Below are 24806 nucleotides of genomic sequence, written 5' to 3' on the forward strand. Positions count from 1 at the left end.
TAACGGTAATAAATCAGCGTAGTTCACGCAGATCACTGGCCGCTTAGGCTACGATGTCAGAGTGCTGAACCATGGCGTGTAATAGTTCACGCGTTTGCGTTAATGGTAAGCCAACAACAGCAGAGTAACTGCCATTAATATGCTCAACAAAGCAGCCGCCTAATGCTTGAATACCATACGCGCCAGCTTTATCCATTGGCTCATTGGTCGCAATGTACGCGTCAATATCGGTTTCATTTAGTGTGCAAAAAGTCACTTGAGTAATACATGTTCGACTCATCGTCGTTGTACCGTCTGTTATCGCAACACTGGTCATCACTTGATGCTCGCGTCCTGAAAGCTGCATAAGCATATGCTTCGCATCAGCGCGGTCTTTGGGCTTACCAAGCACGTGACCATCAATGACAACAACCGTGTCTGAACCTAGGACTTTTGGCTGTTGAAACTGAGTCGATAACGACAGTCCAACGTGCGCCTTTTCGACGGCTAAACGTGCAACAAATTGCTGCGGCGTTTCAGCAGCTAATTTGGTTTCATCGATATCAGGCGCAACTTGCTCAAAACTAAAATCGGCAAAGCTAAACCCAGCTTGAGCAAGTAGTTCTTTGCGTCTTGGCGAAGTAGAAGCTAAAACCCATGTCATGTTTATTCACCTATTTGATCACGTTAAGTCCGCAGTTAATTGGCTGATATGCATTATCAGCCAATTAACACATCGCTATCTCACATTGTATAATCGCCGCAAATTGCGGAGCACTAAAAACAACCACCACCAAATGAACACACTTGAAATAGCGGGCAAAAATAACACCACATCAATCGGCGTTTCTCCAACAACCACGTATTGCACCCAAAAAACCACTAGGTGATAGCCGCAAATGAGTGACGAAACCAACAGCGACTGTTGCCAACGCGGAAAGTTTCTTAATCGCTGTGAATGCATCACGACAACATAAATAACCAATGAAAAAGCCAAGGCTCTAATGCCCACAGTGGCACCAAGGAGAATGTCTAACAACACCCCTAAAAAGCACGCCGTTAAAATGTTGTATCGATGCGGCAATGCCATCGCCCAGTAAATCGCAACTAATACCAGCCAGTCTGGTCGCCATACCTCAACAATTTTGGGTAATGGCATAATTTGAAACATTGCGCCAAGAAAAAAGGTCAGCCACACAACTAAGCGACCATTTGCTACATGAGCACTCATTGTCCTTCTCCATTCGCTGTTGAGGCCACGCTGTTTGAACCAAGTTGGGTTTCAACGCTTTGTTTAATGAGGTGTTCACTTAAATGAGTATCGACAGCAGGTTCATCTGGCCAAATCAGTAATACATAACGAATACGGTCTAATGCTGCTAAAGGCTGGGCATTAATGACGGCATAATTTTGGCCTTCATCACGAGATACGTTCATGACCCTCGCGACGGGATACCCTTCAGGGAATCGATTCCCAAGCCCAGATGTCACTAACAAATCGCCCGCAACAATATCGGTATTTTTGGCCACATGGCGTAATTCAATGTCATCTATGTCACCGGTGCCATTGGCAATCGCACGTACGTCATTACGGGTCACCCTAACAGGAATGCCGTGAGTTGAGTCAGACACTAATAACACTCGGCTGGTAAATTTACTGACCTCAACAACTTGGCCAACCACACCTTGTGCATCCACTACGGGTTGACCATGATACACACCGTTGCTCGCACCTTGGTTTAACACCACGTACTGACGAAACGGGTCGCTTGCGACCTCAATCACCTCGGCGACAACCTTGCGTGAATCCATATGTACAGGCGAACCCAGTAAAGCGCGTAAACGCACGTTTTCTTGGCGTAAATGTTCAAAACGTTGTAAACGTTCTGACATTAATAATTGTTGACGCATCAGCTGTTTATTTTGCGCCGATAACATGTCGCGGGTCGCTAATGTTTCAGAGGACCAGTCGAGCAATACGCCGGGAACATTGGCAAGATATTGAATAGGGGTAAGCAGGCTTGAAAGAGATTGACGATAAGGCTCAAGCCGTTGATTAGATATCATTAACACCACCGACAAAATAACAGCCAGTGCCAGACGAAATTGAATCGAGATACCGCGGACAAAAATTGGTTTCATATTGTACTTATAAGAACAAAAACGGGGCTTATCGCCCCACTTTCATTCAGATATTATCTGCTCAATTAGTTCTCTTCAGAGAATAAGTCACCGCCGTGCATGTCAATCATCTCTAGGGCTTTACCACCACCACGAGCGACACATGTCAACGGATCTTCTGCCACCATGACAGGAATACCAGTTTCTTGCATTAATAAACGGTCAAGGTCACGTAGTAACGCGCCACCACCGGTTAATACCATGCCACGTTCAGAAATATCTGACGCTAGCTCAGGCGGAGACTGCTCAAGTGCCACCATGACAGCACTAACAATGCCAGAGAGTGGCTCTTGCAGTGCTTCTAGAATTTCATTGCTGTTAAGGGTGAAGCTTCTTGGCACACCTTCAGCTAAATTACGGCCGCGAACTTCAATTTCAAGGACTTCATCGCCAGGGTATGCGGTGCCAATGGTGTGTTTAATGCGCTCAGCAGTTGCTTCACCAATCAAACTGCCGTAGTTACGACGAACATAGTTGATAATGGCATCGTCAAACTTGTCACCACCAATACGTACTGATGACGAGTACACCACACCATTAAGCGAGATAATAGCGACTTCAGTTGTACCACCACCGATATCCACAACCATTGAACCTGTCGCTTCTGACACCGGTAAACCCGCTCCGATTGCAGCAGCCATTGGCTCTTCAATAAGGTAAACCTCACGCGCGCCTGCGCCCATTGCTGATTCACGAATAGCACGACGTTCTACTTGGGTTGCACCAACTGGCACACACACCAAAACACGTGGGCTTGGACGGAAGAAACTATTGTTATGCACTTGTTTGATAAAGTGCTGCAACATTTTTTCAGTTACATAGAAATCAGCAATCACACCGTCTTTCATTGGACGAATAGCTTGAATATTACCCGGAGTACGACCCAGCATTTGTTTTGCGTCGGTTCCCACGGCGGCGACTGACTTTTGTCCGTTACCCGTTCGCTCACCTCGGATCGCCACAACTGAGGGTTCGTTTAGCACGATACCTTCGTCTCGGACATAAATAAGCGTGTTTGCCGTCCCTAAATCAATAGATAGGTCGTTTGAAAAAATACCGCGCAACTTTTTGAACATGAATCAGGCCTGTTTCTGTGAAGTCAGAAGAATGAAAAATCAGCTAACTTTATCAACGCAACCCCGTTTCTACAAGACCGAAGGGGTTAACATTTGCTAATCAGCCACTTTTTTTTATAAAAGCATTCATAAAAGCTAAAAAACACCAAGAAATGATGACTATTGTGGTTTTTATCAGCACAAAATGTTCTCTGATAAAACACCATTATCGCCATTTCTTAGTGCTCAGCGTTTATTGTTTAAGTTAAATTTAGCTTACAACGACAAAATCGCGCCAACCAAGCACTATTGTCTAATTTCACGCCAGTAAATAATTCGGTCGTGACCTCGATAACGACCAAAGAAAGCACTGGCTTGTGGATCAGACAACACATTAGGTGACAAGCTGTCCCAATTCCAATACCACTGCAACCAATTGTCGACAGCCAGCGATGACATAACTTGACCACGGTAATTGTTACTGCCTACATTTTGCCACAATAACTGGCCTTGGCCATTAAGCACTTGTGCCGACTGAGCGCTGCGTTGCACCGTTTCATTGACGCCTAGTGCAGGCGCGTAAGTGGTGCCAGACGATAAACTACCGCTAATCACCGAGCAATTGTCATTACTACTGGTTTGCCAAGTGCTGCCATCCCAATATTGCGCCGTGACTGGCATCGTTAAGGTTTCGTTTTCAGGGCCGTAAGTGTTTGCTAATACCACTCGCCCTTGACGTAAATCTTGAGTACTAATGCGCTTGGCGGTGCAGGTATTACTTGGGGTGGTACAATTACCCGCGGTATTAGCGCGCATATCAGGATCTGCAACATAAGCAAGGTCGCCGTCATTATCAAACACTTTGACCCCAATATCTAAATTGGTAAATGGGCCATCCACATTTGGTGGCGCAATTCGGCTAAAGCTGGCTTGATAACTGTTGTCAACCGTTGCCACACCGGCCAACCATGAACCTGCATTGATTGGTAATGCACTTAAGCGGCTGCTTAACTCAACGCCGTCATCGTTATTTTCGCCCTCTAAGCTGGCTGTGGCCTTAGCAAAGTCCCCAAAATAGTTTTTAGTCACCGCAGAACTGGTGTTTTGCGCGCTAATGTTCATTGCCATTGGGAAAGGCTGATCCATGTATGAAAACATACCGCAAGCGGGTAACACGCTGGTCCCACTCACCGCAAAACGGGCAGGCACAAAGCGCCCTGTATTACCGGTTTTCGCTTGAGGAATATTGTAAAAGTCTGACCCTAAATACGTGCTGGGTGATTTTATTGTAAAGTTAAACACCCCAACCTCACTCACCGCTTGCGTTACCGTATTAAGGTTATTGCCTGCTGCAACATGATCATATTGCGTGTTAGTTAACGCCCCTATTTCACCTGCTGCTGGGGCAACTAGCTCATGGCCAAGCGTCATGCCATTGTGGGCATAATTAGGCGTATTAGGGTTATCACAAAAGTTATTGTCGTTATCAGACGTCCACGCTTTTGCGCGCACTTCAATCGGAAACGACTCGCCGGCATGTTTGTATGCGCTGCAGCTACTGTCGCCACTTGAGCAACTGGCATTGGCCTCTGGTAAACTGGCACATAACCCAACGGGGAAACTCACTACCTGCTGATTACCTGTCATCACCAGCCCGGCCTCATCACCGCTACCGCTATATTGAGCATCAATTTGAATACGCCCAGCATCAGGGTAGTTAAGGCTAATATTGGCCTGACCTTGAGCATTAAAATTAACCGTTAACGGCGTTGCTGCTGTTGGTGATTTACCCACTGAGGTGCCGTCAATAGAAACCGCTGAACTGGCGACTAATCCGCTAGTATTAGGATCTATATATGAGCTCCAAAGCGCAAGGCTTTTAGCCTCGTTGGCAAAGGTGGGTACACACTGCAAACTAGCATCATCTTTTTTCACCGCAGAAATGGTCATAGACAAGGGTTTATTAGCCAGTTTTGCCATATTGCCGTTACTGTCTTTATTGGCGCTGGCAACATCAAACAAAAAGCCACTGTCATCAAAGATTAACTGACAATTTGCCACGCTGGCATTACCACCTGAAATGCGGCACAACGTTGGGTTAGTCGGATTAGCCCCGGGGGTCGAATCAGCCACATCCACGCTCACCATACCCGGCGTGTTGTGGCGCAAACTAAGCGCGATTTGCCCACCGTTAATATTAACTACATTACCGCCAACCCAACCGCCACCACCCGGAATGCTTGCTGGAGATAAATTCGCGGTAATCGCATCAGGCACTAGCTGGCTACAACTGCTATTGGCACAGGCTTTTAGGATTAAGGTTTCAGGCGCACATGTTAGTCCACCGCCGCTGTGGTCAAACTCAAAATGGTCAATCACCACCCCAACAGGTGTCGATTCAAAGGCCATAAAGCTGTAATTTTCCCAAACATGACGACGGTCGGTATCGCGGTAAGTGTCTTCATCAACAGCCATACTCACCACATTACTCGTTAACTGACAACGCCTTAACCAACCACCATCTCCGCCTCTGCGGCTGTTTTTACCCGCAACGAATATCGGCGGGGAAGTAAAACCAGAAAGAGTGGTGGTGACCCCACATTGATAAGCCAATGATTGAATATTTCCTGCAGTAAAAGTTTGCGCACCACCAGTAAACTGGTATTGCACATTTTCACCGTTAAGCGCTAACGTACCAGCGCCACTGGCAACGGATAAATAAGCCACTGATTCATTTTGAATCTGACCATTACCCAAATTGGCAGGCTGACACGCCCTTGAGTTAGTGCGAACTTCGGAAGTATCTATGGCAATTTCGGGGCCGTTATTACTAAATTGCGAGGTCGTAGTGAACCAACAGTTATTATTGTGAGTTTGAATTTGATGCAATAACACATTGTTCGCACTGGGCACGGTAATATCAGTATAAGGTGAATTACTGCCAAACATCACCTCATCAATATCAACCGTACCCGCCACCAATTGGCTGCCATTACTTAACTCATGCGTACCAGGCGTCACCGCAATCCAATGCATTTCAGGCATGTTTTGCGATGGCACATATCGATTATTAGGTGAAGGGGATTCCTCTTGTGTCCAACTAAACCCTGTTGCGGTTGGCGTACCGACCAAAAAAGCCGATGCAGGGCCGTCATTATTACTATTGGTTTCAGACACGGTAGGCATTAAAAAGACTAACGGTGTCACTCCTGCTGGAAATGGCGAGTCAAAAGTCACCGTGCCGTTGCTCGTTTTACCGTATTGAATATGAAAGGGTGTTGTAGGATTTTTTATATCGTTGATAACGCTTTGATCACTAATCTCAAGTTTTCCAGCGGTGATACGGCCATAAAATTCACTTTTATTATGAATGACGATATTGCCATCAGCATATAAGTAACCATTAAAGTCGACACCGCTGTTATTGAAGTTAATGTTATTGTAGGCAATCATTGTAAAGCGGCTATCAGCGTTTTGTTTAACCTTAAACGAACCATTTACCTGAATCGATTGATTCACAAAAAAACGCACATCACCAGACACATTAAACGTAGGCGTACCACCCTGAATTTCTAATGCGTCAACCCAATAATCACCTGCGGGTAAATTTACCACCGAATTACTATTTAAAATTAAACGTTTAATTCGGTATTCTTGTCGTGTTGATGCGAAAGTTAACTCACAGCCACTTTTATCTAAAATCAATGTACCAAATTCATTTTCTGCAGGTCCCAAATTATCACTTGCAGTACATCGCCCCCAATCAATATTGGTTGTACCGGAACTGCTAAGAAATTTATTCTCATTGCGGTTCAAATTAAAACCATTGATATCTGAGCCGGTAATTTCACAATACGTATATCCACCAGCGCCATCATCACATGTATTGTTTTGCATCCCATTAGTTTTATTACTGCTACAAAATGGCAGCGATTGACCATTGGTACCATTAATTTGGCCGTTAAATATCACTAACTGGGTGCCATTATTATTCCGACAAGATGCAGTATTACTGTGATGACCTTGGACCACATTAGGGAAGTAGGTATCATAATCAATATCTTCAAATGCAAGCGCTGAACCTGTTGTTAGCAACGCTATCGCGCACATTAATACTTGGCTAAACCATCTAATTCCCACGCGCTTCTACCTCCACTTGCCGATTGACTCGTAAGCAATCTGTCGTGCTATCGCTGCCGCATCCTCCGGTTTCGCAACTGGCATTACTATTAATAGTAAATTGCGAACGAGTGCCTACCGTGACCATCTTACAACTGATTGTCACGCTACAACCGTGAAAACCGACGCTATTAGGTGGCGTCCACGACGTAGAAACACTGCTGCAATCTTGAGGGACACCATTAACAGGAAACAATTGCGCTAATGCGGCATCAGCACCACTGTTAGCCGAGTTGAACGCCCGAGCCCCCCACACTTCCATAGAAAAAGACTCATCGGCATCGTCCACAATACGCAGCAAACTTGCTGCCAATAAGAACATGACAATAATGACAAATATACCAATGATTAACGCACTGCCTTGCTGCGTCTTGCTGCTGCGACTATGGAACATTAATCACCTGCACCTGATGTTGATATTGAAACGTTTCACCGTTAACACTAAACCGAGGTTGAACATGTACCAAAGCATTCGTCACTAAGTTAGACGGCGTTAAAATAATGGCGGGTTCTATAGAAAAAGTATTGGTGACATTTTGCGCCAATAACTGCCCCGAGCCCATGCTGGCAGGGGTGGGCTGTGAGGTTTGATAACCGTAATTTTGATAAATTTTTAAATCAGCTTGTTCGGCTAACGCGCCGCGCACAAAACAATAACTAATCGGTTGCTGGGCAAAGTATATGCGCTTAAGGGGAGAATCCTCGCTAAAGCGGATACGACTTGCAAAGTTAATCGTCAGCTCATCTCCTGCTACTGCACTGCTTTGCACGCTAAAACGTTTCGCGGTTGTGCCACTTGGATTATATACCTCAGCTTCAGTAAGCGGATAAAGCAGCACTTGATCGCCACCAGCGACGGAAGATGCCCCATTAAAAACGGTCATACTTGTCGCCGTAGGCTGCGGAGCAATTGGGGCAGTAATATAGCTGCTACTTGCTAATATCGGTACAAATTCAATGCATTGATACAAGCCACTTGAGTCGGTTGTTAATCTTAGGCTATTGGGCACGGCATTGCGTAAATCACGAGTCATGCGCTCAATACCGTAACGACTTTGGCTTAACACTTGATCCACCGAGCTCGATTCAACAAAAATGCGCGTGCCAAAAATAACAAAACTACTCACACCAACCACTAAAATACCTAAGATTAAGATAACCGTAACCATCTCAATTAAGGTAAAACCCACCTGTTTAAGGGGATGTAAACGAGGGGAATGCGTTAAGGCCATTAGTAATTACTCCTCACCGATTGATAAGTAATCACTTCATTGTTAGGGGTTGTCACGGTAACGGTGATCAGTTTGGCGGCTTTAGTGGCAGGAACCACATATGCTACGCTCACTTCAAGACCAAAGTTAGGATAATGATCAAGGTAAGTATCTGATGAATCGAACATATTGCTGTTTATCGTTAAGCCTTGGTAATCATCAACATCATTATAGTCATTACGCCCTTCACCTGTTTCATGGCCAAGCGTGTCTGAACAAGCTAACAGCCCTGTGATTCCACATGCTGGTGTGCCGCCATTAGGGTTGGTATTTTGATCATAACGCTTCCCCCAAATCTCATTCATTACCGAATGTGCTAACTCAGCTGAGCGCACCCGCTGTAAGGTTTGTGCCGCGCGATCGGCTTGCGGAAATAACATGCTGGTCATCATCACTAGCGCAATGCTGAGCACCAACATACCAATGACCAGTTCAATTAACGTAAACCCGTTTTCACTAGGGTTAACTCGCTTAAAGCGCATGAATATATCCTTCAGAACTGACAGCTATTTTAACGGTGTCACTGGCCGACACGGTGAAACAATCACCATTACAATTAGGCGCAATAACCCGCCCTAATGAATCAAAGCTTACCGAGAATGTTTGGCTATTATTACTTGTAAGCGCAATTTGCGCGCTACCGTCAAGGCGATGAGCTTCATCGGCTCTAACCAGTCCGGTGCATTGATTACCTGCGCGGCCACTGTATTGGCGTAATTGATACTGACTGCTGCTAACGTCAATGGCATAACAACGGTCAGAATTATTCATCGCGCGCCATTGTGCTTGACGCAACTCAGAAATAAACTCATTGCGTAACGTAAATGCACTGTAGGTGGTATCTGAAAAAAGGCGCGGCAAAACAACCACCGAAATAATACCAATCAACAAAATGGTGGTGACTAACTCAACAAGGCTAACACCTTGTTGGCGACTTTTTGATCTAAAATGGATAAACGTTAGCTTCATTTTGCCCTTTCTTGCAGGCTTTATGCACAAAAACAGCCTGTTAAACTTGTACTTAGTATGGCAAATTAATCGTACTTTTGTCTGCTTAAATATTGATTTCGTTTGCAAAGACGCCCATATATTCTTGATTAAATCACCACAAATAACTTTCGTTAGTCAGCCCGAGCAACGCATCCTCAGCAGACAAGCAACTCAAATAGCGATAGTATTCATTATCTGTGCCTAACCAGGTCAAATTCAAGTTGATTAAAAACAAGGTGATAGATGAAAAAACTGCTCTGTTATTGCTCAATTTTCATGTTCAACCTCAGCCTCATTAATACGGCTTGGGCGCTTGATATCGTGATCCTTAATAAGCCCAGTTCAAACAATGACGCCCGCTACAATTATACCCATGATTTATTAACGTTAGTGATGGAGCAGACGGCTGAGCAATATGGCGCAGCGGATATCCATAACGCCCCCATTGCCATGACCCGTAACCGCACGCTTGCCGAACTAAAAAGCGGTAAACTCATCAACGTTATGCCACAAGTTTCAAGTAAAGAATGGGACCAACAACTATTGGCCGTTAACATCCCTATTCGTAAAGGTATCCAAGGCTTTAGGGTCTTCATCATCCGCTCCTCCGATAGCAACCTATTGCCCTCAATCAGTAATCTGCAACAATTAAAATCAATCCCCACAGGGGCGATGCATTCTTGGTCGGCATATCAAATTATGAAATATAATGGCTTTAAAATGGTGAATGGTGCTAACTATGACGGTTTATTCCACATGCTAATCAAACAGCGTTTTGATACCTTTAGCCGCGGAATTAATGAAGTTTATCAAGAGATTGACTCAAGAGAGCAGCAATATCCTCAACTAATGATTGATGAGTCTACGCTAGTGTACATGCCTTTACCGACGGTATTTTATGTTTCACCTAATGCCCCAAAACTCGCCGAGCGCATTGAAAAAGGGTTAATGTCGATAATGGAAAACGGCATTTTTGATGACTTTTTCTATCAACATTTTTGCCCCATATTAATCAAAAGCAAATTATCACAGCGACAGTTATTTGAACTGGAAAATCCGATGCTAAACGCTGACTTTTTGCAGCAAGCAAAAGCTAACCATTGGCTACTTGACCCAAGCCAACCCATCAAACAACGCTGCCAAAATTATGTGCAGCCCACCTTGCCAAATCGTCTTCACAACCATTAACAGTTAAATGTCGCCATCGTGATGAATATTGCCCCACTTGCTTGTCGCAACGATAAATGATGGTTTTATTCTACTTGGCAGTAGCGTTCATAAGGGCGACTTTCAATCGACTTCATCACATAGTCAATAAAGCGCTGACTAGCTAAACTAATGTAACGCCGCGATGGATAAACCAAAAAACACTTACCCACATAAGGCGGCACATCTTCAAACAACCGCACAACCTGACCACGCTCAATATATTGCTGACAATAAGTTAATGGCATCATAGAAATACCTCTACCGCTTAACGTTGCGGCAAGACACACTTCTAAGTTATTGACACAGAAGTTACCTGTGACTTTTAACGTCTCGTTAATTCCAAAAGGCACTTCATTGAAAATTTTGCCATTAGGGTAACGAAATAAAATCAAATTATGCTCAGATAACTCACCCGCTTTAATTGGCCGTCCAGCTTTAGCTAAATAAGCCGGGCTAGCTAAAAAAATCACCGGTTCATCAATAATATGGCGCGCCACCATGTCATTCTCGTTAAACGAGTCTTCTAGCATAAATGCTAAATCGATATTGTTACGGATCATATCCTGCGGCTCAGCACTCACAATCACCTCAACAGTAATGCTGGGGTTGATATCCATAAACGATAAAATCGCTTCAGTGATATAAATGAGCTCAGGAATAGGAAAAATTAATATCCGTAAATGGCCATCAATGTCGGTTTGTTTGTCGGTTAATTCAGCAACGGCTTGCTGCAACGACGTCATAATTTGCAAGCTTTTATCATAGAAATGACTCCCCGATGCCGTTAACGTCATCGAGCGACTTTGGCGATGAAATAGCTTCACTTTTAACTCATCTTCTAATTGCTGCAACCGCCGACTTAAGGTTGATTTAGGTAAATTCAGCATATCTGCCGCTTCAACTAAACTGCCGGTTTCAACAATACGATGAAATAAGGTGATATCTTCTGTTTTCATAACCTAGCTAACCCACTAATTTATTTAAATAAAACTCTTTATCCCACTATATTGGTTTGGGGCATTAATGCGCAAGCATTTAGTTTCATTATTTGGAACTGTCGATTCCAAATAATCCCATTTTAATAAACCTTTATAACTGATATGGTTGCGCCCCATTGTAAAATTGCATTGTAATTTAAATCACTACGCTATGTTGAGGCTCAACTAAATGAAATGTCTGTCACTGCCATTGTCCATCTTGGTACTTTCTTTATTGATAACTGGATGTCACTCTGAACCAGAAAAACAAGCGGAAATGGTAATACGACCGGTCAAGCTGATAACAGTTTCCGACATTAGCACCCAGCCAACTCGAGCCTTTCCTGCTAAAGTTGCGGCAACTAAACAAGCTGACTTGGCATTTCGTGTACCTGGACACTTAGTTAATTTCAACTTATTTGAAGGCCAGCTCGTCAGCAAGGGCAGCGTATTAGCAAGTCTTGATGATCGCGATGCAAAAAATGCCTTATTAAGCCGCGAAGCTGACTATGACCTTGCTGAAGCCGACTTTACGCGCAAAGGTGCATTACTAAAAAAAGCCCTTATTTCACCTGCAGAATATGACGCATCAAAAGCCCAATTAAAGTCAGCCCGCGCCAACCTTGCCAATGCCAAGGACCAACTGAGTTACACCCAGCTTAAAGCTCCATATGACGGCACCATTGCTAAAATCGCCTTAGACAATTATCAGATGGTACAAGCCAACCAAACCATTTTAACCATTCAAAAAAACAATACTATCGATGTGGTCATCCAGGTACCCGAGTCACTTGTTAATAGTATCAGCCAGCTACAGTTATCCACCATCAACGCCGCACAAGTGTATTTCGCCAACAGCCCTGACACCGCATATGCAATACGTTTAAAAGAACACGCCACTCAGGTGACACCTGGTACTCAAACTTATGAAGCCGTCTTTACCTTGCCACGACCACAAAAATTAATGGTATTGCCCGGCATGAGCGCCGAAGTGAAACTACACATCAACGAGCCTTCACCAGTTAGCGCCGTGGTTCCTACCTCAGCACTAGTAAAACGAGACAGCGACGGCAAAACCATTGTTTGGGTATTTAATCCAACCACCAGCACCGTGACAGAACGTATCGTTAATATTGGCAATGTCACCACCAACGGTATTGAAATCATAGAGGGTGTGACCAAAGGCGAACAAATTGTTGTTGCAGGCGTGCAGTACCTTTCAGCGAATCAAACTGTTAAACCATTGCACTGGCAACGCGGAGTATAACCCATGAATTTTGCTGAATATTCCATTACCCATAAGGTAGTGAGCTGGATGTTTGCCTTATTGCTATTCATTGGTGGCAGTTTGTCGTTTACTCAACTTGGGCAACTTGAATTCCCTGAATTCACCATTAAAAACGCCCTTGTGATCACCAGTTATCCCGGTGCTTCCCCTGAACAGATTGAAGAAGAAGTTACTCTGCCGCTCGAAGACGCCCTGCAACAACTCGATGGCATTAAGCACATCGTGTCAGTCAATAGCGCTGGTTTATCACAAATTGAAATCATCATTAAAGAAAACTACGACAAAAGTGAATTACCACAGGTGTGGGATGAAGTGCGTCGTAAAGTGAATGACACAGCCCCAACATTACCGCCAGGGGTGTATAGCCCCAAAGTCATTGACGATTTTGGCGATGTTTACGGTATTTTGTTAAATCTACACGGTGAAGACTACAGCAACCGTGAACTGCAAAACTATGCAGACTTTTTACGCCGCGAATTAGTGTTAGTCGACGGCATTAAAAAGGTCACGATTGCCGGCAAAGTTAACGAGCAAATGGTGGTAGAAATATCCCAACAAAAACTGAGTGCTCTAGGCTTAAACCAAGATTATATATACGGCCTAATTAACAACCAAAATGTGGTATCAAATGCCGGCAGCGTGAAAATTGGCACCCAGCGGATTCGAATTAATCCAACGGGCGAATTTAACAGTGTGAAGCAGATGGAGCGTCTACTGATCAGTCCGCCTGGCAGCAGCAAATTAGTTTACCTTGGCGACATTGCCACCATTTATAAAGACGACCAAGAACAACCTGAAAGCATCTATCACGCTAAAGGGCTTAACGCCTTGTCGATTGGCATTTCATTTTCAAGCGACGTCAATGTTGTGAATGTCGGTGAAGCCGTTAATAAGAAAATGGCTTTATTAAGCAATGAATTGCCTATTGGCATGTCATTAGACACCGTCTACGATCAAAGCAAATTAGTCGACAAAACCATTCACGGCTTTCTCGTTAACCTTGCAGAATCAGTTGCAATTGTCATCGGCGTGTTATTGCTATTTATGGGCTTACGCTCAGGGGTGCTTATTGGGCTGGTGTTACTGCTAACAATCCTTGGCACCTTTGTGGTGATGAAAGTGCTTAATATTGAGCTGCAAATCATCTCTTTAGGGGCATTAATTATTGCCCTGGGCATGCTGGTCGATAACGCCATTGTGGTCACAGAAGGTATTCTTATTGGTTTACAACGAGGTCAAACGCGCCTTCAAACCGCCAAACAAGTGATAACGCAAACCCAATGGCCTTTATTGGGTGCAACCATTATCGCCATTATTGCCTTTGCGCCTATCGGCTTGTCTGACAACGACACTGGCGAATTTTGTGTTTCATTATTCCAAGTGCTGCTTATTTCGTTATCGATTAGTTGGATAACAGCAATGACCCTCACACCATTTTTCTGCAACATCATGTTTAAAGATGGTAATACTCAAGCAAATATTGCTCATGAAGATCCATACAAAGGCTGGTTATTCCATGCTTATCGCGCCAGCTTACAGCTTGCTATTCGTTTTAGAGCCTTAACGATTCTTGCCGTTATCGCCGCTTTAATCGCCTCGGTGTCTGGCTTTGGTTATATTAAAAATGCCTTTTTCCCTGCCTCAAACACGCCAATATTTTTTGTCGATGTATGGATGCCAGAAGGTACCGATATTAGAGCAACCGAACACACACTGAGCCAAATTGAAGCCAGCATCATGGACGACCAAGCCAAAGATGACATTGGCCTGGTGAATTTAACAACGGTGATTGGTCAAGGTGCGCAGCGGTTTGTACTGCCTTACGTCCCCGAAAAAGGCTACAGCTCTTATGGACAGTTGCTACTGGAAATGACCGATCTTGAGTCGCTCAATCAATACATGCGCTTATTAGAAAAAGACTTAAGCCTGCGCTTCCCACAAGCACAATATCGCTTTAAATACATGGAAAATGGACCAAGCCCCGCAGCCAAAATTGAAGCGCGTTTTTATGGTGAAGATCCCGCAGTGCTTCGTCATCTGGCAACGCAAGCAGAATCAATTTTAAATAACGAACCCACCGCCGTTGGTGTCAGGCATAACTGGCGCAATCAAGTTATGATGATTAGGCCACAACTGGCCATGGCGCAAGCGCGTGAAACCGGCATCAATAAAGCCGATTTAGATGACGCCTTACTCACTAACTTTAACGGTAAACAAGTTGGCGTGTTCCGCGAAAACAGCCATATTATGCCCATTATTGCTCGAGCCCCGCAAAGTGAACGCTTAGATGCCCAAAGCATGTGGAAGCTGCAAGTATGGAGCGCCGACAATAACTCATTTGTCCCCGCAACACAGGTCGTGTCTAAGTTCGACAGCGAATGGGAAAACCCGTTAATCATGCGCCGTGATCGCAAGCGGGTATTATCGGTGTTAGCCGACCCGATTAACGGCGGCAATGAAACGGCTGACTCAGTATTTAAAAAAGTCCGCCCACTCATTGAAGCTATACCGTTACCTGAAGGCTACTCTCTTGAATGGGGCGGTGAATACGAAACCTCATCAGAAGCACAGCAATCGGTATTTAGCTCAATTCCAATGGGATATCTCGCCATGTTTTTGATCACCGTGCTGTTATTTAACTCAGTTAGGCAGCCACTGGTCATTTGGTTTACCGTCCCGTTAGCCTTAATTGGTGTGGTATCGGGCTTATTGTTGTTTGATGCGCCCTTTAGCTTTATGGCGTTACTTGGATTACTAAGCTTAACTGGGATGATCATTAAAAATGGCATTGTATTGGTGGATCAAATTAACCTTGAGCTTAGCCAAGGCAAAGAGCCCTACAAAGCGGTTATCGACTCTTCAGTTAGCCGTGTGCGTCCAGTATTAATGGCCGCAATTACCACTATGTTAGGGATGATCCCGTTATTACCTGATGCTTTCTTTGGTTCAATGGCCATTACCATTATCTTCGGTCTAGGCTTTGCCTCAGTGTTGACATTAATCGTCTTACCTGTGGCCTATACCATTGCCTTTCGCATCCCCAATCAAGCGCCAAAAGCAACGTAATCACGCTCTTTGTTGGCCAGCACTTTCAGTGCAAAATCAACCACTCAACTGACACTAAAAGCGTTTGGCCAATGGCTAAACGCTTTTAGTGTAGAAAATGTGCGCTAAACCACTGGACGAGACCTGTGGCTCAAACTATAATTGAGCAAGTGTTCAATCAGTGTATTGAACCGCAATAGAGCAACAGCAAACCACCGTGACTTGAGCTGTTATGCGCCAATCCGCCACACCGTTAATCGAGCATAGTATGACTAAACCCGCTAAATTTGACCGTGAAGATATTATTCATCGTGCTGCCAATTTGTATTGGGAAAAAGGTTTCCATGCCACTTCAATGCGTAATCTGCAAGAAGTTATCGACATGCGCCCAGGCAGTATTTATGCCGCCTTTGGCAGTAAAGAAGGTTTATTTAAAGAAGCTCTGGATCATTATGCGCAATCAGGTGTTGACGTATTAGATGATTGTGTTGCCAAAACTGACTCGCCATTAGCAGCACTTAAACTATTTGTAGAAAAGGCCATTGCAGGCCAAAAAACACCCGCACCGAGTGGCATGTGTATGTTAGTAAAAACGGTTGCCGAATTAACCGAAGAAAACGCTGACTTATTAGCCCAAGCAAAGCAGTCGCTTAGTGTAGTAGAAGGTGAATTTGCAAAATTGCTCGCTCAAGCACAAGCCAATGGTGACATTGACACTGAGCAAACCCCGCAAGCATTAGCGCGTTTTTTACAGGTACAAATTATTGGTATTCGCACCTATGCTCACGTTAATAGTGATGACCAAACCATTGGCCAACTGGTTAATGCAACCTTCAACAATCCACCACTAGCAAAGTTAAAATAAGCCCATTTAGGTTAATAACCAATACGTTATCTCCCCCCCCATTAATGGCAGGTAAAAGATCATATGGCAGCGAAATACAAAGTGCCACATCATAAAGAGTCAACATCCTGCCAAGCGATGCTAAGCTATTCTGCGTTATTTATCTTATTAGCTCTTTCCTATCATGTGGACGGCTTTTATCGCGTTAATTTCATTCCTATTAACGTCACCACCGGTCACTATCGATAAACAAACCTAATGCTAATGTTTATACTTAAATATTTTCAATGATACTGCCGTTAAACATCCAACCCACGCGGCGGTAACTAAATACATCACCCCTTTATTCAAAGTGACATCATTGACAAAAAACACACTGGCGTTTGTGTCATCCAAATTAATAACGTTGATGGCACGGTAAAGATCCGTTGGATTCAGTGCAATTAACACATGAGTCACGCGCTCACCCACAAATGAGAAATCCGCCACTAAAATGGCCAGAAATAACAGGTCATAAACGAGCACGAACAAGAACCATAAGAATAGTAACCCTGCAACGGCTTTGGCCTTTTCGGTAACGCTTAAACTGACAATATAACCAAGCACAATGAAGTATGCGGCTAAAAGGTAACTGCTTGTAATGAACACCACAAAAGCGTTAAGTAGTTCAATGGCATCGTATTTACCACTCACGAAATACAATAAAATAGCGGTTAACCCAAATGAACAACTAATGGTGATCATCATCACCACACTATGACCAATAAGCTTACCGATTAATATTTGGGTGCGACTAATAGGGTAAGTCAGCAATAACAATAACGTGCCCGATTCTTGCTCACCAATAAAACTGTCGTAACTGAGTAATATCGCCGCCAGAGGGATGATAAATACTGACACCGTCGACAAATTCGACATCAACTGCGTTAAAGCAGGTAAAACAAATTCCCCCCTTACCGCGCTGCCTGCGAAGGTAATCGACAATGACAACAGTAAAAATAAGCTGCCCATAAATAACACCCAGCGATTTCGTAAACTATCGCGTAGCTCTTTGTTAGCAACAATAACTATCGGGGAGGTAGAAATACGACTATTCATAATGACCTTTCCCTACTTGTGGCTTAAAATAGCGTAATAACTGCTGAAATAAAGGCGTGTCAGTACGCGATGGCTGTACCGTTGCTGCGGAGGTTTCAAGCTCAAAGACTTGCCTCATAAAGTAACGATAAACATCCATTAGGCTCGGTTCTAATACATTAAAATCGGTAATATTTTTCGTGGCCACTAAGTATTTAATCATCTCATCTCGCTGATTAGTCCCCACCTCTAATGCGTTATCACGACACAAAGATTGCAAATAACGGTCGCCTTTAATCCGCTGCTCAATCGCAGTCATCGTAATGTGAGTATTAAGACCGCTTAATTTACGTAATTCACTTAACGTACCACTCGCTAGTTTGTGGCCTTTGGCCATTAAAAACGCACGGTCAAGGTGTTGTTCAATCATGGCTAACTCATGAGTACACACAACTACGGCGCAGCCTTGGTGTTTAAGCTGATCAATTTTTTTATATAAGAACTGCGATGCTTGCGGATCAAGTCCTACCGTGGGTTCATCAAGTAACAACACTTGAGGTTCGGACAAGATTGCTTGCGCAACGCCTAAGCGTTGCTTCATACCTTTCGAATAGGTTTTTAAGGGGCGATGCTGGGCATAACCCAATTCAAATTCTTCAATTAACTGGTTAACTTTACTAGGGTTAACTTGTTTTAGTGCAGCAAAATAACTCAGCACTTCTTTGCCCGTAAGCTTGTCATAAAAGCTAACATCTTCAGGCAAATAGCCTAAGTTCAATTGCTTTTTATCGGCAATATTAATCTGACCACGCGTCGGTTGATACAAGCCTAAAATTAATTTTATTAAGCTTGATTTACCCGCACCATTATGGCCTAGCAAAGCTAAGGTTTGCCCTGGAAATATTTCGAAATCGACCTTTGTTAATGCGGCAAAGTCACCAAATTGTAAGCAGACATCTGTTAAGCTCACTATCGGTTGGCTTTGGCACACAGCAAGAGAATGACTCATAAGCTGACTCACTTTTAATTACTTTTATGCTTGGACAAGGGGTTCATCGCTGGATAGTCATCGATAATGCCAGTAGGGGCCACAATAGCTAATTGAGAATCTATCCAACGTAATAATGCAATAACGGGGCTATTAAGTAGAAACTTGGCTTCTGGATATAACCAAAATAATTTATCTAACGCATCATTGGGTTGGTAGTGGCTTTCTCCCGCTCCATCACCATTAGTATCCCACCCCACATAGCTACTCCAATAGTTGCCCTGCCCTTGATGGCTCCACTGTAACAATTCATCGCCCACATATTTAACTTGCACAAAATTATCAATAAAATCATTACCATAAACACGATTTTTCTCTCCACCCATCGCCATAGAAATACCAATATCACATTCAGAGAATACGTTATCCTTTATATTATTATCGCGTGCGCCATAGACATATAACCCCTTGCCTTCATCACCTAAAGTAGGTTGAGATAACGGGTTATGAATATGGGAGATGTGATTAGATTCAACTCTAGCGCCATTAGTGATATTGAGTAATACACCAAACTCTTGCGCATTATTAACTTTATTATCATGTAAATAGACGAACTTAGAGCTCATAATGGCATAACCGCCATAGACATTGTTAGCGACATTGGCAAACGCTTCATCATGCTGACTATACATATAGTGTATTGCGTACTGCAGATTAGAAAAGCGGTTATTTGAGACCAAACTATGATCTCCAGACTCAATATAAACACCGTCCCTCACGGCTGAGATTTCATTAGATAACACCCGCGCATGACGCACATGATTTAAGTGAATACCATCACCTCTATCAAGAATATGAATGCCTTTATTACCGGTTATCATATTATTTTTAATCGTTAAATGATCGCTGTCATCTGCACGAATGCCAAACCCCGTTCCCGATAGCGTATTATGTAAAATATTGATATGACTGTTATCTTCGGTAATCAATATTGCCGCGTCTAACTCATAAAGATCATCCCCCCAATTGTTGATTGTCAGACCTTCAATTGTCACATTGCTCGCAGCAACCGTTAACGCAACCCCTTTACCGTTGGCGTCAATGACACTGCCAAGTTCTCCTTTTATATGAATAGGTGCGGTAATAGAAAAGTGGCCAGAATAGATACCCGCTTTAATCATTAAGGTATCCGTAGGCTTGTGAGTGAGTAGATGATGTTGCAGCTGTTGGGTATTGGTTGCGGTTAAAATAGCCGCAACCGAAGAGTCACTATGTAACACACTGACGAATAACAACAAAGAAAGATTTATTCGCATAATAGCAGTCATGTTAATGACCTTTATTTAGAGCCTGTTAATAATTCAGTTGTAATCTGTTCAAAACGAAGCACTTTTCCACCATATTCTTGTGCAAATGCTTGTGCAGAGGCTTCGTTGCCAAAACTAGCAACAGCCGGGCCCATTGCGGCTTTTTTATTAGAACCATAAACATACCAAGCCGTTTTTGCATCAATAAGCGCCGAGTCAGCAGGATGATCCCAACCCGTTTTCGACATATCGTGGACGAACATATCTGTTATTTGGCGTTTATTTTCACTTTGTAACGCAAAGATGAACATGTCTCGAGTAGAGCAAAAGCTTTGATTTTGCGTTGTGCCTTTTAAATGTGTTTGTCCTTTAGGGCCAGGATGATTTTTGATGATCATGCCACACATATGACAACGGTCATGGTCATGTATTGGCTGCGCGCTAGCCGCAGTCGCGGTATTAATTTCTTGACTACAAGCAAATAACAATGGAATAAGTACAAGTAACCCGAGTAATTTTTTCATGATGATCCCCCCCCGGAATCGATAACATAAGTTTTCGGCCTCTGGTTAGCCCACAGTGATAAATCACCAAGACAAACACCATCGGCCTACTCACTAAAAAATCATTCTAAATGGCGAAGTTTTGTCCCGCATAAAGAATAAATAAACGTAAACACATCATGCCGCTTACTGCACATATGCCTGCGGCATAAAATGCATTAGCTGAGTGGCGAAATGCTTTACTAGTGGCAAAATTCAGTAATAGTGGACCACCAAAACCTAGCCCAACAACACCAAGCCAGAACACCGCTGCCCAACTCCCCGTATGGAACGCTTCAAATGCACTTTGTGCACCGGCATTACCGGTCATCAGTGACATAATAATCATGAAAATGAACATGATTTCAGCGAACATAATTGGCCATTCAGCACCATGTAGCAATTTCATATCGTGACCATGTCGGTCTGCTTTGAATAATGAAACCGCCAGCATTTTTGCCGCAGCTGCACCAGCAGAAATACCTGACGCAATAAATAATGCTGGTAAAACCGAAGTATTAATTATTGGGAAACGAATTAATGCTGAAATAAGGAAACCGGTATAAGCACATACCGCTAACGCTAAAACAAATACCGCTGTTTCTGCAGGCTGACGAACAGACCGAAGCTTATCGATAATAGGTACCAGCATGCTTAACGCTGGAATACTTCGAATTTCTTCTTCTAATGCATAGAGGCAAATGACTACGGTTAACGGGATGTATGCCGTCAACGCAATAACACCAATAGACATAACTGAGTTCAAGTTGTAAAAAACCAGTATTCGCCAGAAAAATAATGGGTTAGTTAAATCTAAGACTAAGCACAACATCCCCAAACTTATCGTCACGAAAGAAATAAGTGCCGCCGCTTTATACAATGGAGTATTCGTTGTTTGTTTTTTATAAAATCGGATAAATATCGCCGTTGCTAATGCACCACCAGATATACCGGCAAAAAACAAATAAACTGCAATAGGCCAAGGCCAAGCAATACCATTAGAAAGCCCAATGGTAAAATCCATAGTTCCGTCCATAGTTACACCCCCACCTTAACAATTGGTATGTATCTCAAACTAGGTTGTGTGCCAAATCCTGGTTTAATTCTTACCGCATCTTTTACTTTCAAAAGCTTGCTCACATACGACGTCGGATCATTCATATCACCGAAAATTAATGCATCGTATCGACACTGAGTGACACACGCAGGTAACTCACCTTTCACCAACTTACTGTTCAAACAAAAATCACAATTGTCAGCAACATCCGTTTCATTATTAATAAATCGTGCATCATATGGACATGCAGCAATACAATACTTACAACCTGCACACTTCGATGCGTCCATTGTCACAATGCCAGTCTTTTTATCACGATGAGCGGCCCCTGTTGGGCAAACAGTGACACAAGGCGCGTTTTGACATTGTTGACATGAAACCCGTACATATTTGCGATCGCATAGATTATCCTCAGTCCCTTTATCCAGACATTGAGCATCATTTGAATCACCAGAAAGTTGCTCGAGTAATACGCGCGACTTTCCATCTGGTAAGTTGTTTGCGACGTTACAAGAATCTTTACACTCTCCACAGCCTGTACATTTGTTTTGGTCAAAAACCATTACATAATGCGGCTTATTAGAATCTGATTCCTCCTTGACAGAACTGCACCCTAAGGGAGCTATTATCAAAGAGCTGGCTCCTAAGCATTTAAGAAACCTCCGTCTCTCTCTATTTTCACTCACAGCATCCTCCATCTATCAGCTCCAGTGCTGACCTATATATTATTTATGTGACTTTACTCAGATGCAGTCACTGAACGACTAGTTATTATTTGCTCGGTTTTAGAAATTGCATTATTAATTAACGCTCGATTAAAACTTTGGTTATCGCTTTGCAGCAATAACTTCCAGTGGGCAATTGCTTTGGTATATTGTTGATTTAAATATGCATCTGTCGCGATAAGTAACTGCGATTGGAATTCGAATTTATCCAAAGCTAATGCTCTGCTGAGAACCAATTTGGTTTCTAAACTCATTTCGCGTCCATCACGGTAGTACATCGCTGTTGCTTTCATCCCCAGCGTTTTTGCATTCTCACCACTTAAGGCGATTAAATCATCCAATGTAACAACGGATTCGGCATACAAACCACCATCAGCATAAGCCTGAGCTAAATTTAATAATGCAATTTCATTATTGGGTTGCTCATTTACTTTTCTTGCATTTTTATTGATATCTGCGGCGATCAGATAATCAATATTTTCATCAACGACTCCCTTGTCCCATTCACTAAAACGACCAACATGGCTATAAACCATTAAAGGTATCAATATCATTACTAAAGAAATTGCCGCTGGCACTGCACCATTAAAAGTCTGTCCTTTTACTTTTAATGGTGCTTTTTCATCAGTTAGTTCACAACGTTTGAGATGATGAGTTTGAAGATGATGAGTCCAAACACACGTTATAACGCTAAGCAGACAAAAAATTATGCCAACAACAAGATAACTCATAGCGACTCTCTTATTTTCTAAATTATTGAATATATGGGCTTTTAAATAACTAGTGCGCACTACCCATCATGCCACCCATTCCCATGCCACTGAGTCCCATACCGTGGGAGTTCTGACCAGGTGCTTCAACTTTCAAGAGTTCAACTTCAAACACTAATGTGGAACTGGGTGGGATAATGCCAACTTTTTTAGTGTCATAAGCCAGTTCCGATGGAATAGTAAATTTATAAATGGCCCCTTCATTCATTAATGGGATCCCTTCTTGCCATCCGTCAATCACTGACATCAATGCAAAACGATTAGGTTCATTGCGTTCGTAAGTGCTATCAAATTGCGTACCGTCAATTAAGTACCCTTTGTACTGAACGGTAACCACATCTTGTGGGTTTGGTTTGCGGCCTTCGCCTTCTGAAATCACTTCATATTGGAGACCGGAATGAGTGACACTCACACCACTTTTTAATTTGTTTTTTGCTAGGTACGCTTTACCCGCAGCGATATTTTCTTGCGCTATTTTTTCTTCGGTAGCGACTTTTATCGCATTAAGTTGTTCAGCTCGCTGATTCAAATACGTCAGGATTTCTTCGTCTGAAAACTGAGTCTCATTTTTCAATGAATCCACGACACCTTGTATCACCAATTCAACATTTACCTTGGCACCCAGCTCTGTTTGTGAATAAATTTGACTTGATAGGTATTTGCCGATTGAAGCACCTATGCTGTAAGACTCTTTGTTAACGTCAGTATCTAAATTGGTGCTTGCCACACAATTAGCAGCAAGGAACACAGAGGCACTGGTTACGATAGCGATAGCAGTTTTGGTAAATTTTTTCATATTTGTCATCTCGTTTATTAAATTAGTTGCACACCGATTAGCTAACATCCGTTGTTATGGTTTTTCGGTTACTCTGTTGGCTAAGCGCCAGCCATAAATACCATCAGGCATTTGCCTTACATTGGTATAACCGAGTTTCATCACCATTCGAGCAGCAATCTCACTTGCATTACAAAGTCGATTAGCACAATAAAAAATCATCTGTGCATCTTTGTTTTTAGGTAACAGCTTTTTCCAATCTTTAACGTTGAAATACACCGCGCCTGGAATAAACCCTTCTGCCCATAACTCCAAGGTGTTGACGTCAAAAAAGTAAACATCTTTTTTACCCACTAGCATGGCGACTTCTTGCATCGTGATGGTGTTTAGCTGATGTTCATAACGCGGTGCGGGGGCCATTTCAGAACCACCTCCACCAGCAAAACAATGGCTTGAACTGACCAGTATTAATAACGTACCGAGTAGTTTACTAAGACCTTTTTTCATCATTGTTATCTCTATTACCTCGACACCTTCTACTACTGAC

Annotated in this window: 23 protein-coding genes; 4 read left to right on the top strand and 19 right to left on the bottom strand. The window is 43.1% G+C overall.

All coding sequences use genetic code 11. The features are described from left to right. Positions 1 to 43: 43 nt before the first annotated feature. From G3R48_RS12385 to G3R48_RS12425, 9 genes are all read right to left on the bottom strand, one after another. Positions 44 to 643 carry a Maf family protein gene (locus tag G3R48_RS12385; RefSeq protein ID WP_153665053.1) on the bottom strand — a complete coding sequence of 200 codons (600 nt, stop codon included), beginning with the start codon at positions 641 to 643 and terminating at the stop codon, positions 44 to 46. A 75-nt stretch (positions 644 to 718) separates the two neighbouring features. Beyond that, a complete protein-coding gene (gene mreD, locus G3R48_RS12390; RefSeq protein ID WP_153665055.1) occupies positions 719 to 1210 on the bottom strand; it encodes a rod shape-determining protein MreD in 492 nt (163 codons plus the stop codon). After that, the gene (mreC, locus tag G3R48_RS12395) at positions 1207 to 2121 is read right to left on the bottom strand and encodes a rod shape-determining protein MreC (RefSeq protein WP_153665057.1); all 915 of its coding nucleotides are present in this window, start codon (positions 2119 to 2121) and stop codon (positions 1207 to 1209) included. Before mreC ends, mreD begins: the two co-directional genes overlap by 4 nt. 65 nt (positions 2122 to 2186) lie before the next feature. Further along, entirely contained in the window at positions 2187 to 3236 is a 1050-nt protein-coding gene (locus tag G3R48_RS12400; RefSeq protein WP_153665059.1) for a rod shape-determining protein, read from the bottom strand. A 285-nt stretch (positions 3237 to 3521) separates the two neighbouring features. Further along, positions 3522 to 7355: a DUF6701 domain-containing protein gene (locus G3R48_RS12405; RefSeq protein WP_323741272.1), complete on the bottom strand. Its 3834-nt coding sequence runs from the start codon at positions 7353 to 7355 to the stop codon at positions 3522 to 3524. Continuing rightward, on the bottom strand, positions 7345 to 7788 hold the full coding sequence (locus tag G3R48_RS12410) for an MSHA biogenesis protein MshP (RefSeq protein ID WP_153665061.1): 444 nt from the start codon (positions 7786 to 7788) through the stop codon (positions 7345 to 7347). The genes G3R48_RS12405 and G3R48_RS12410 overlap by 11 nt, the downstream gene beginning before the upstream one ends. Further along, positions 7778 to 8626, bottom strand: coding sequence for a PilW family protein (locus tag G3R48_RS12415; RefSeq protein WP_153665063.1), 849 nt, complete (start codon positions 8624 to 8626; stop codon positions 7778 to 7780). The genes G3R48_RS12410 and G3R48_RS12415 overlap by 11 nt, the downstream gene beginning before the upstream one ends. Then, on the bottom strand, positions 8626 to 9147 hold the full coding sequence (locus tag G3R48_RS12420) for a type II secretion system protein (protein WP_212593341.1): 522 nt from the start codon (positions 9145 to 9147) through the stop codon (positions 8626 to 8628). The genes G3R48_RS12415 and G3R48_RS12420 overlap by 1 nt, the downstream gene beginning before the upstream one ends. After that, the gene (locus G3R48_RS12425) at positions 9137 to 9634 is read right to left on the bottom strand and encodes a pilus assembly FimT family protein (RefSeq protein ID WP_153665067.1); all 498 of its coding nucleotides are present in this window, start codon (positions 9632 to 9634) and stop codon (positions 9137 to 9139) included. The genes G3R48_RS12420 and G3R48_RS12425 overlap by 11 nt, the downstream gene beginning before the upstream one ends. Positions 9635 to 9898: 264 nt before the next feature. Here G3R48_RS12425 and G3R48_RS12430 point away from each other — a divergent pair, with 264 nt between their 5' ends. Then, positions 9899 to 10843, top strand: coding sequence for a hypothetical protein (locus G3R48_RS12430; RefSeq protein WP_153665069.1), 945 nt, complete (start codon positions 9899 to 9901; stop codon positions 10841 to 10843). A 65-nt stretch (positions 10844 to 10908) separates the two neighbouring features. Here G3R48_RS12430 and G3R48_RS12435 read toward each other — a convergent pair whose 3' ends face one another. After that, positions 10909 to 11820, bottom strand: coding sequence for a LysR family transcriptional regulator (locus tag G3R48_RS12435; RefSeq protein WP_153665071.1), 912 nt, complete (start codon positions 11818 to 11820; stop codon positions 10909 to 10911). Positions 11821 to 12031: 211 nt separating this feature from the next. Between G3R48_RS12435 and G3R48_RS12440 the strand changes: the two genes are divergently transcribed. The 3 genes from G3R48_RS12440 to G3R48_RS12450 all read left to right on the top strand — a co-directional run bounded on the left by G3R48_RS12440 (position 12032) and on the right by G3R48_RS12450 (position 17039). Continuing rightward, a complete protein-coding gene (locus tag G3R48_RS12440) occupies positions 12032 to 13108 on the top strand; it encodes an efflux RND transporter periplasmic adaptor subunit (RefSeq protein ID WP_153665073.1) in 1077 nt (358 codons plus the stop codon). A gap of 3 nt (positions 13109 to 13111) precedes the next feature. Beyond that, entirely contained in the window at positions 13112 to 16195 is a 3084-nt protein-coding gene (locus G3R48_RS12445) for an efflux RND transporter permease subunit (protein ID WP_153665075.1), read from the top strand. 247 nt (positions 16196 to 16442) lie between these two features. Then, positions 16443 to 17039 (top strand): TetR/AcrR family transcriptional regulator, encoded by a 597-nt coding sequence (locus G3R48_RS12450; protein WP_153665077.1) that lies wholly within the window; start codon positions 16443 to 16445, stop codon positions 17037 to 17039. A 240-nt stretch (positions 17040 to 17279) separates the two neighbouring features. Here the strand turns inward: G3R48_RS12450 and G3R48_RS12455 are convergent, their stop codons facing one another. The 9 genes from G3R48_RS12455 to G3R48_RS12495 form a co-directional block, all read right to left on the bottom strand. Continuing rightward, positions 17280 to 18116 (bottom strand): ABC transporter permease, encoded by an 837-nt coding sequence (locus G3R48_RS12455; protein ID WP_153665079.1) that lies wholly within the window; start codon positions 18114 to 18116, stop codon positions 17280 to 17282. Next, entirely contained in the window at positions 18109 to 19104 is a 996-nt protein-coding gene (locus G3R48_RS12460) for an ABC transporter ATP-binding protein (RefSeq protein ID WP_153665081.1), read from the bottom strand. The genes G3R48_RS12455 and G3R48_RS12460 overlap by 8 nt, the downstream gene beginning before the upstream one ends. A gap of 14 nt (positions 19105 to 19118) precedes the next feature. Then, positions 19119 to 20411, bottom strand: coding sequence for a nitrous oxide reductase family maturation protein NosD (nosD, locus tag G3R48_RS12465; protein WP_228497471.1), 1293 nt, complete (start codon positions 20409 to 20411; stop codon positions 19119 to 19121). Between the two features lie 11 nt (positions 20412 to 20422). Then, complete coding sequence (locus G3R48_RS12470) at positions 20423 to 20914, bottom strand: nitrous oxide reductase accessory protein NosL (RefSeq protein WP_153665082.1); 492 nt, start codon at positions 20912 to 20914, stop codon at positions 20423 to 20425. 106 nt (positions 20915 to 21020) lie between these two features. Continuing rightward, complete coding sequence (gene nrfD, locus G3R48_RS12475; protein ID WP_153665084.1) at positions 21021 to 21968, bottom strand: NrfD/PsrC family molybdoenzyme membrane anchor subunit; 948 nt, start codon at positions 21966 to 21968, stop codon at positions 21021 to 21023. A gap of 2 nt (positions 21969 to 21970) precedes the next feature. After that, positions 21971 to 22675, bottom strand: coding sequence for a 4Fe-4S dicluster domain-containing protein (locus G3R48_RS12480; protein WP_212593342.1), 705 nt, complete (start codon positions 22673 to 22675; stop codon positions 21971 to 21973). Between the two features lie 53 nt (positions 22676 to 22728). Beyond that, positions 22729 to 23445, bottom strand: a complete 717-nt coding sequence (locus G3R48_RS12485; RefSeq protein ID WP_153665088.1) for a tetratricopeptide repeat protein — start codon at positions 23443 to 23445, stop codon at positions 22729 to 22731. A gap of 49 nt (positions 23446 to 23494) precedes the next feature. After that, a complete protein-coding gene (locus G3R48_RS12490) occupies positions 23495 to 24280 on the bottom strand; it encodes an FKBP-type peptidyl-prolyl cis-trans isomerase (protein ID WP_153665090.1) in 786 nt (261 codons plus the stop codon). Positions 24281 to 24334: 54 nt separating this feature from the next. Continuing rightward, positions 24335 to 24769, bottom strand: a complete 435-nt coding sequence (locus G3R48_RS12495; protein WP_153665092.1) for a rhodanese-like domain-containing protein — start codon at positions 24767 to 24769, stop codon at positions 24335 to 24337. Positions 24770 to 24806 lie beyond the last annotated feature (37 nt).

Source organism: Shewanella intestini (genome assembly GCF_018221465.1).
Taxonomy (GTDB): Bacteria; Pseudomonadota; Gammaproteobacteria; order Enterobacterales; family Shewanellaceae; genus Shewanella; species Shewanella intestini.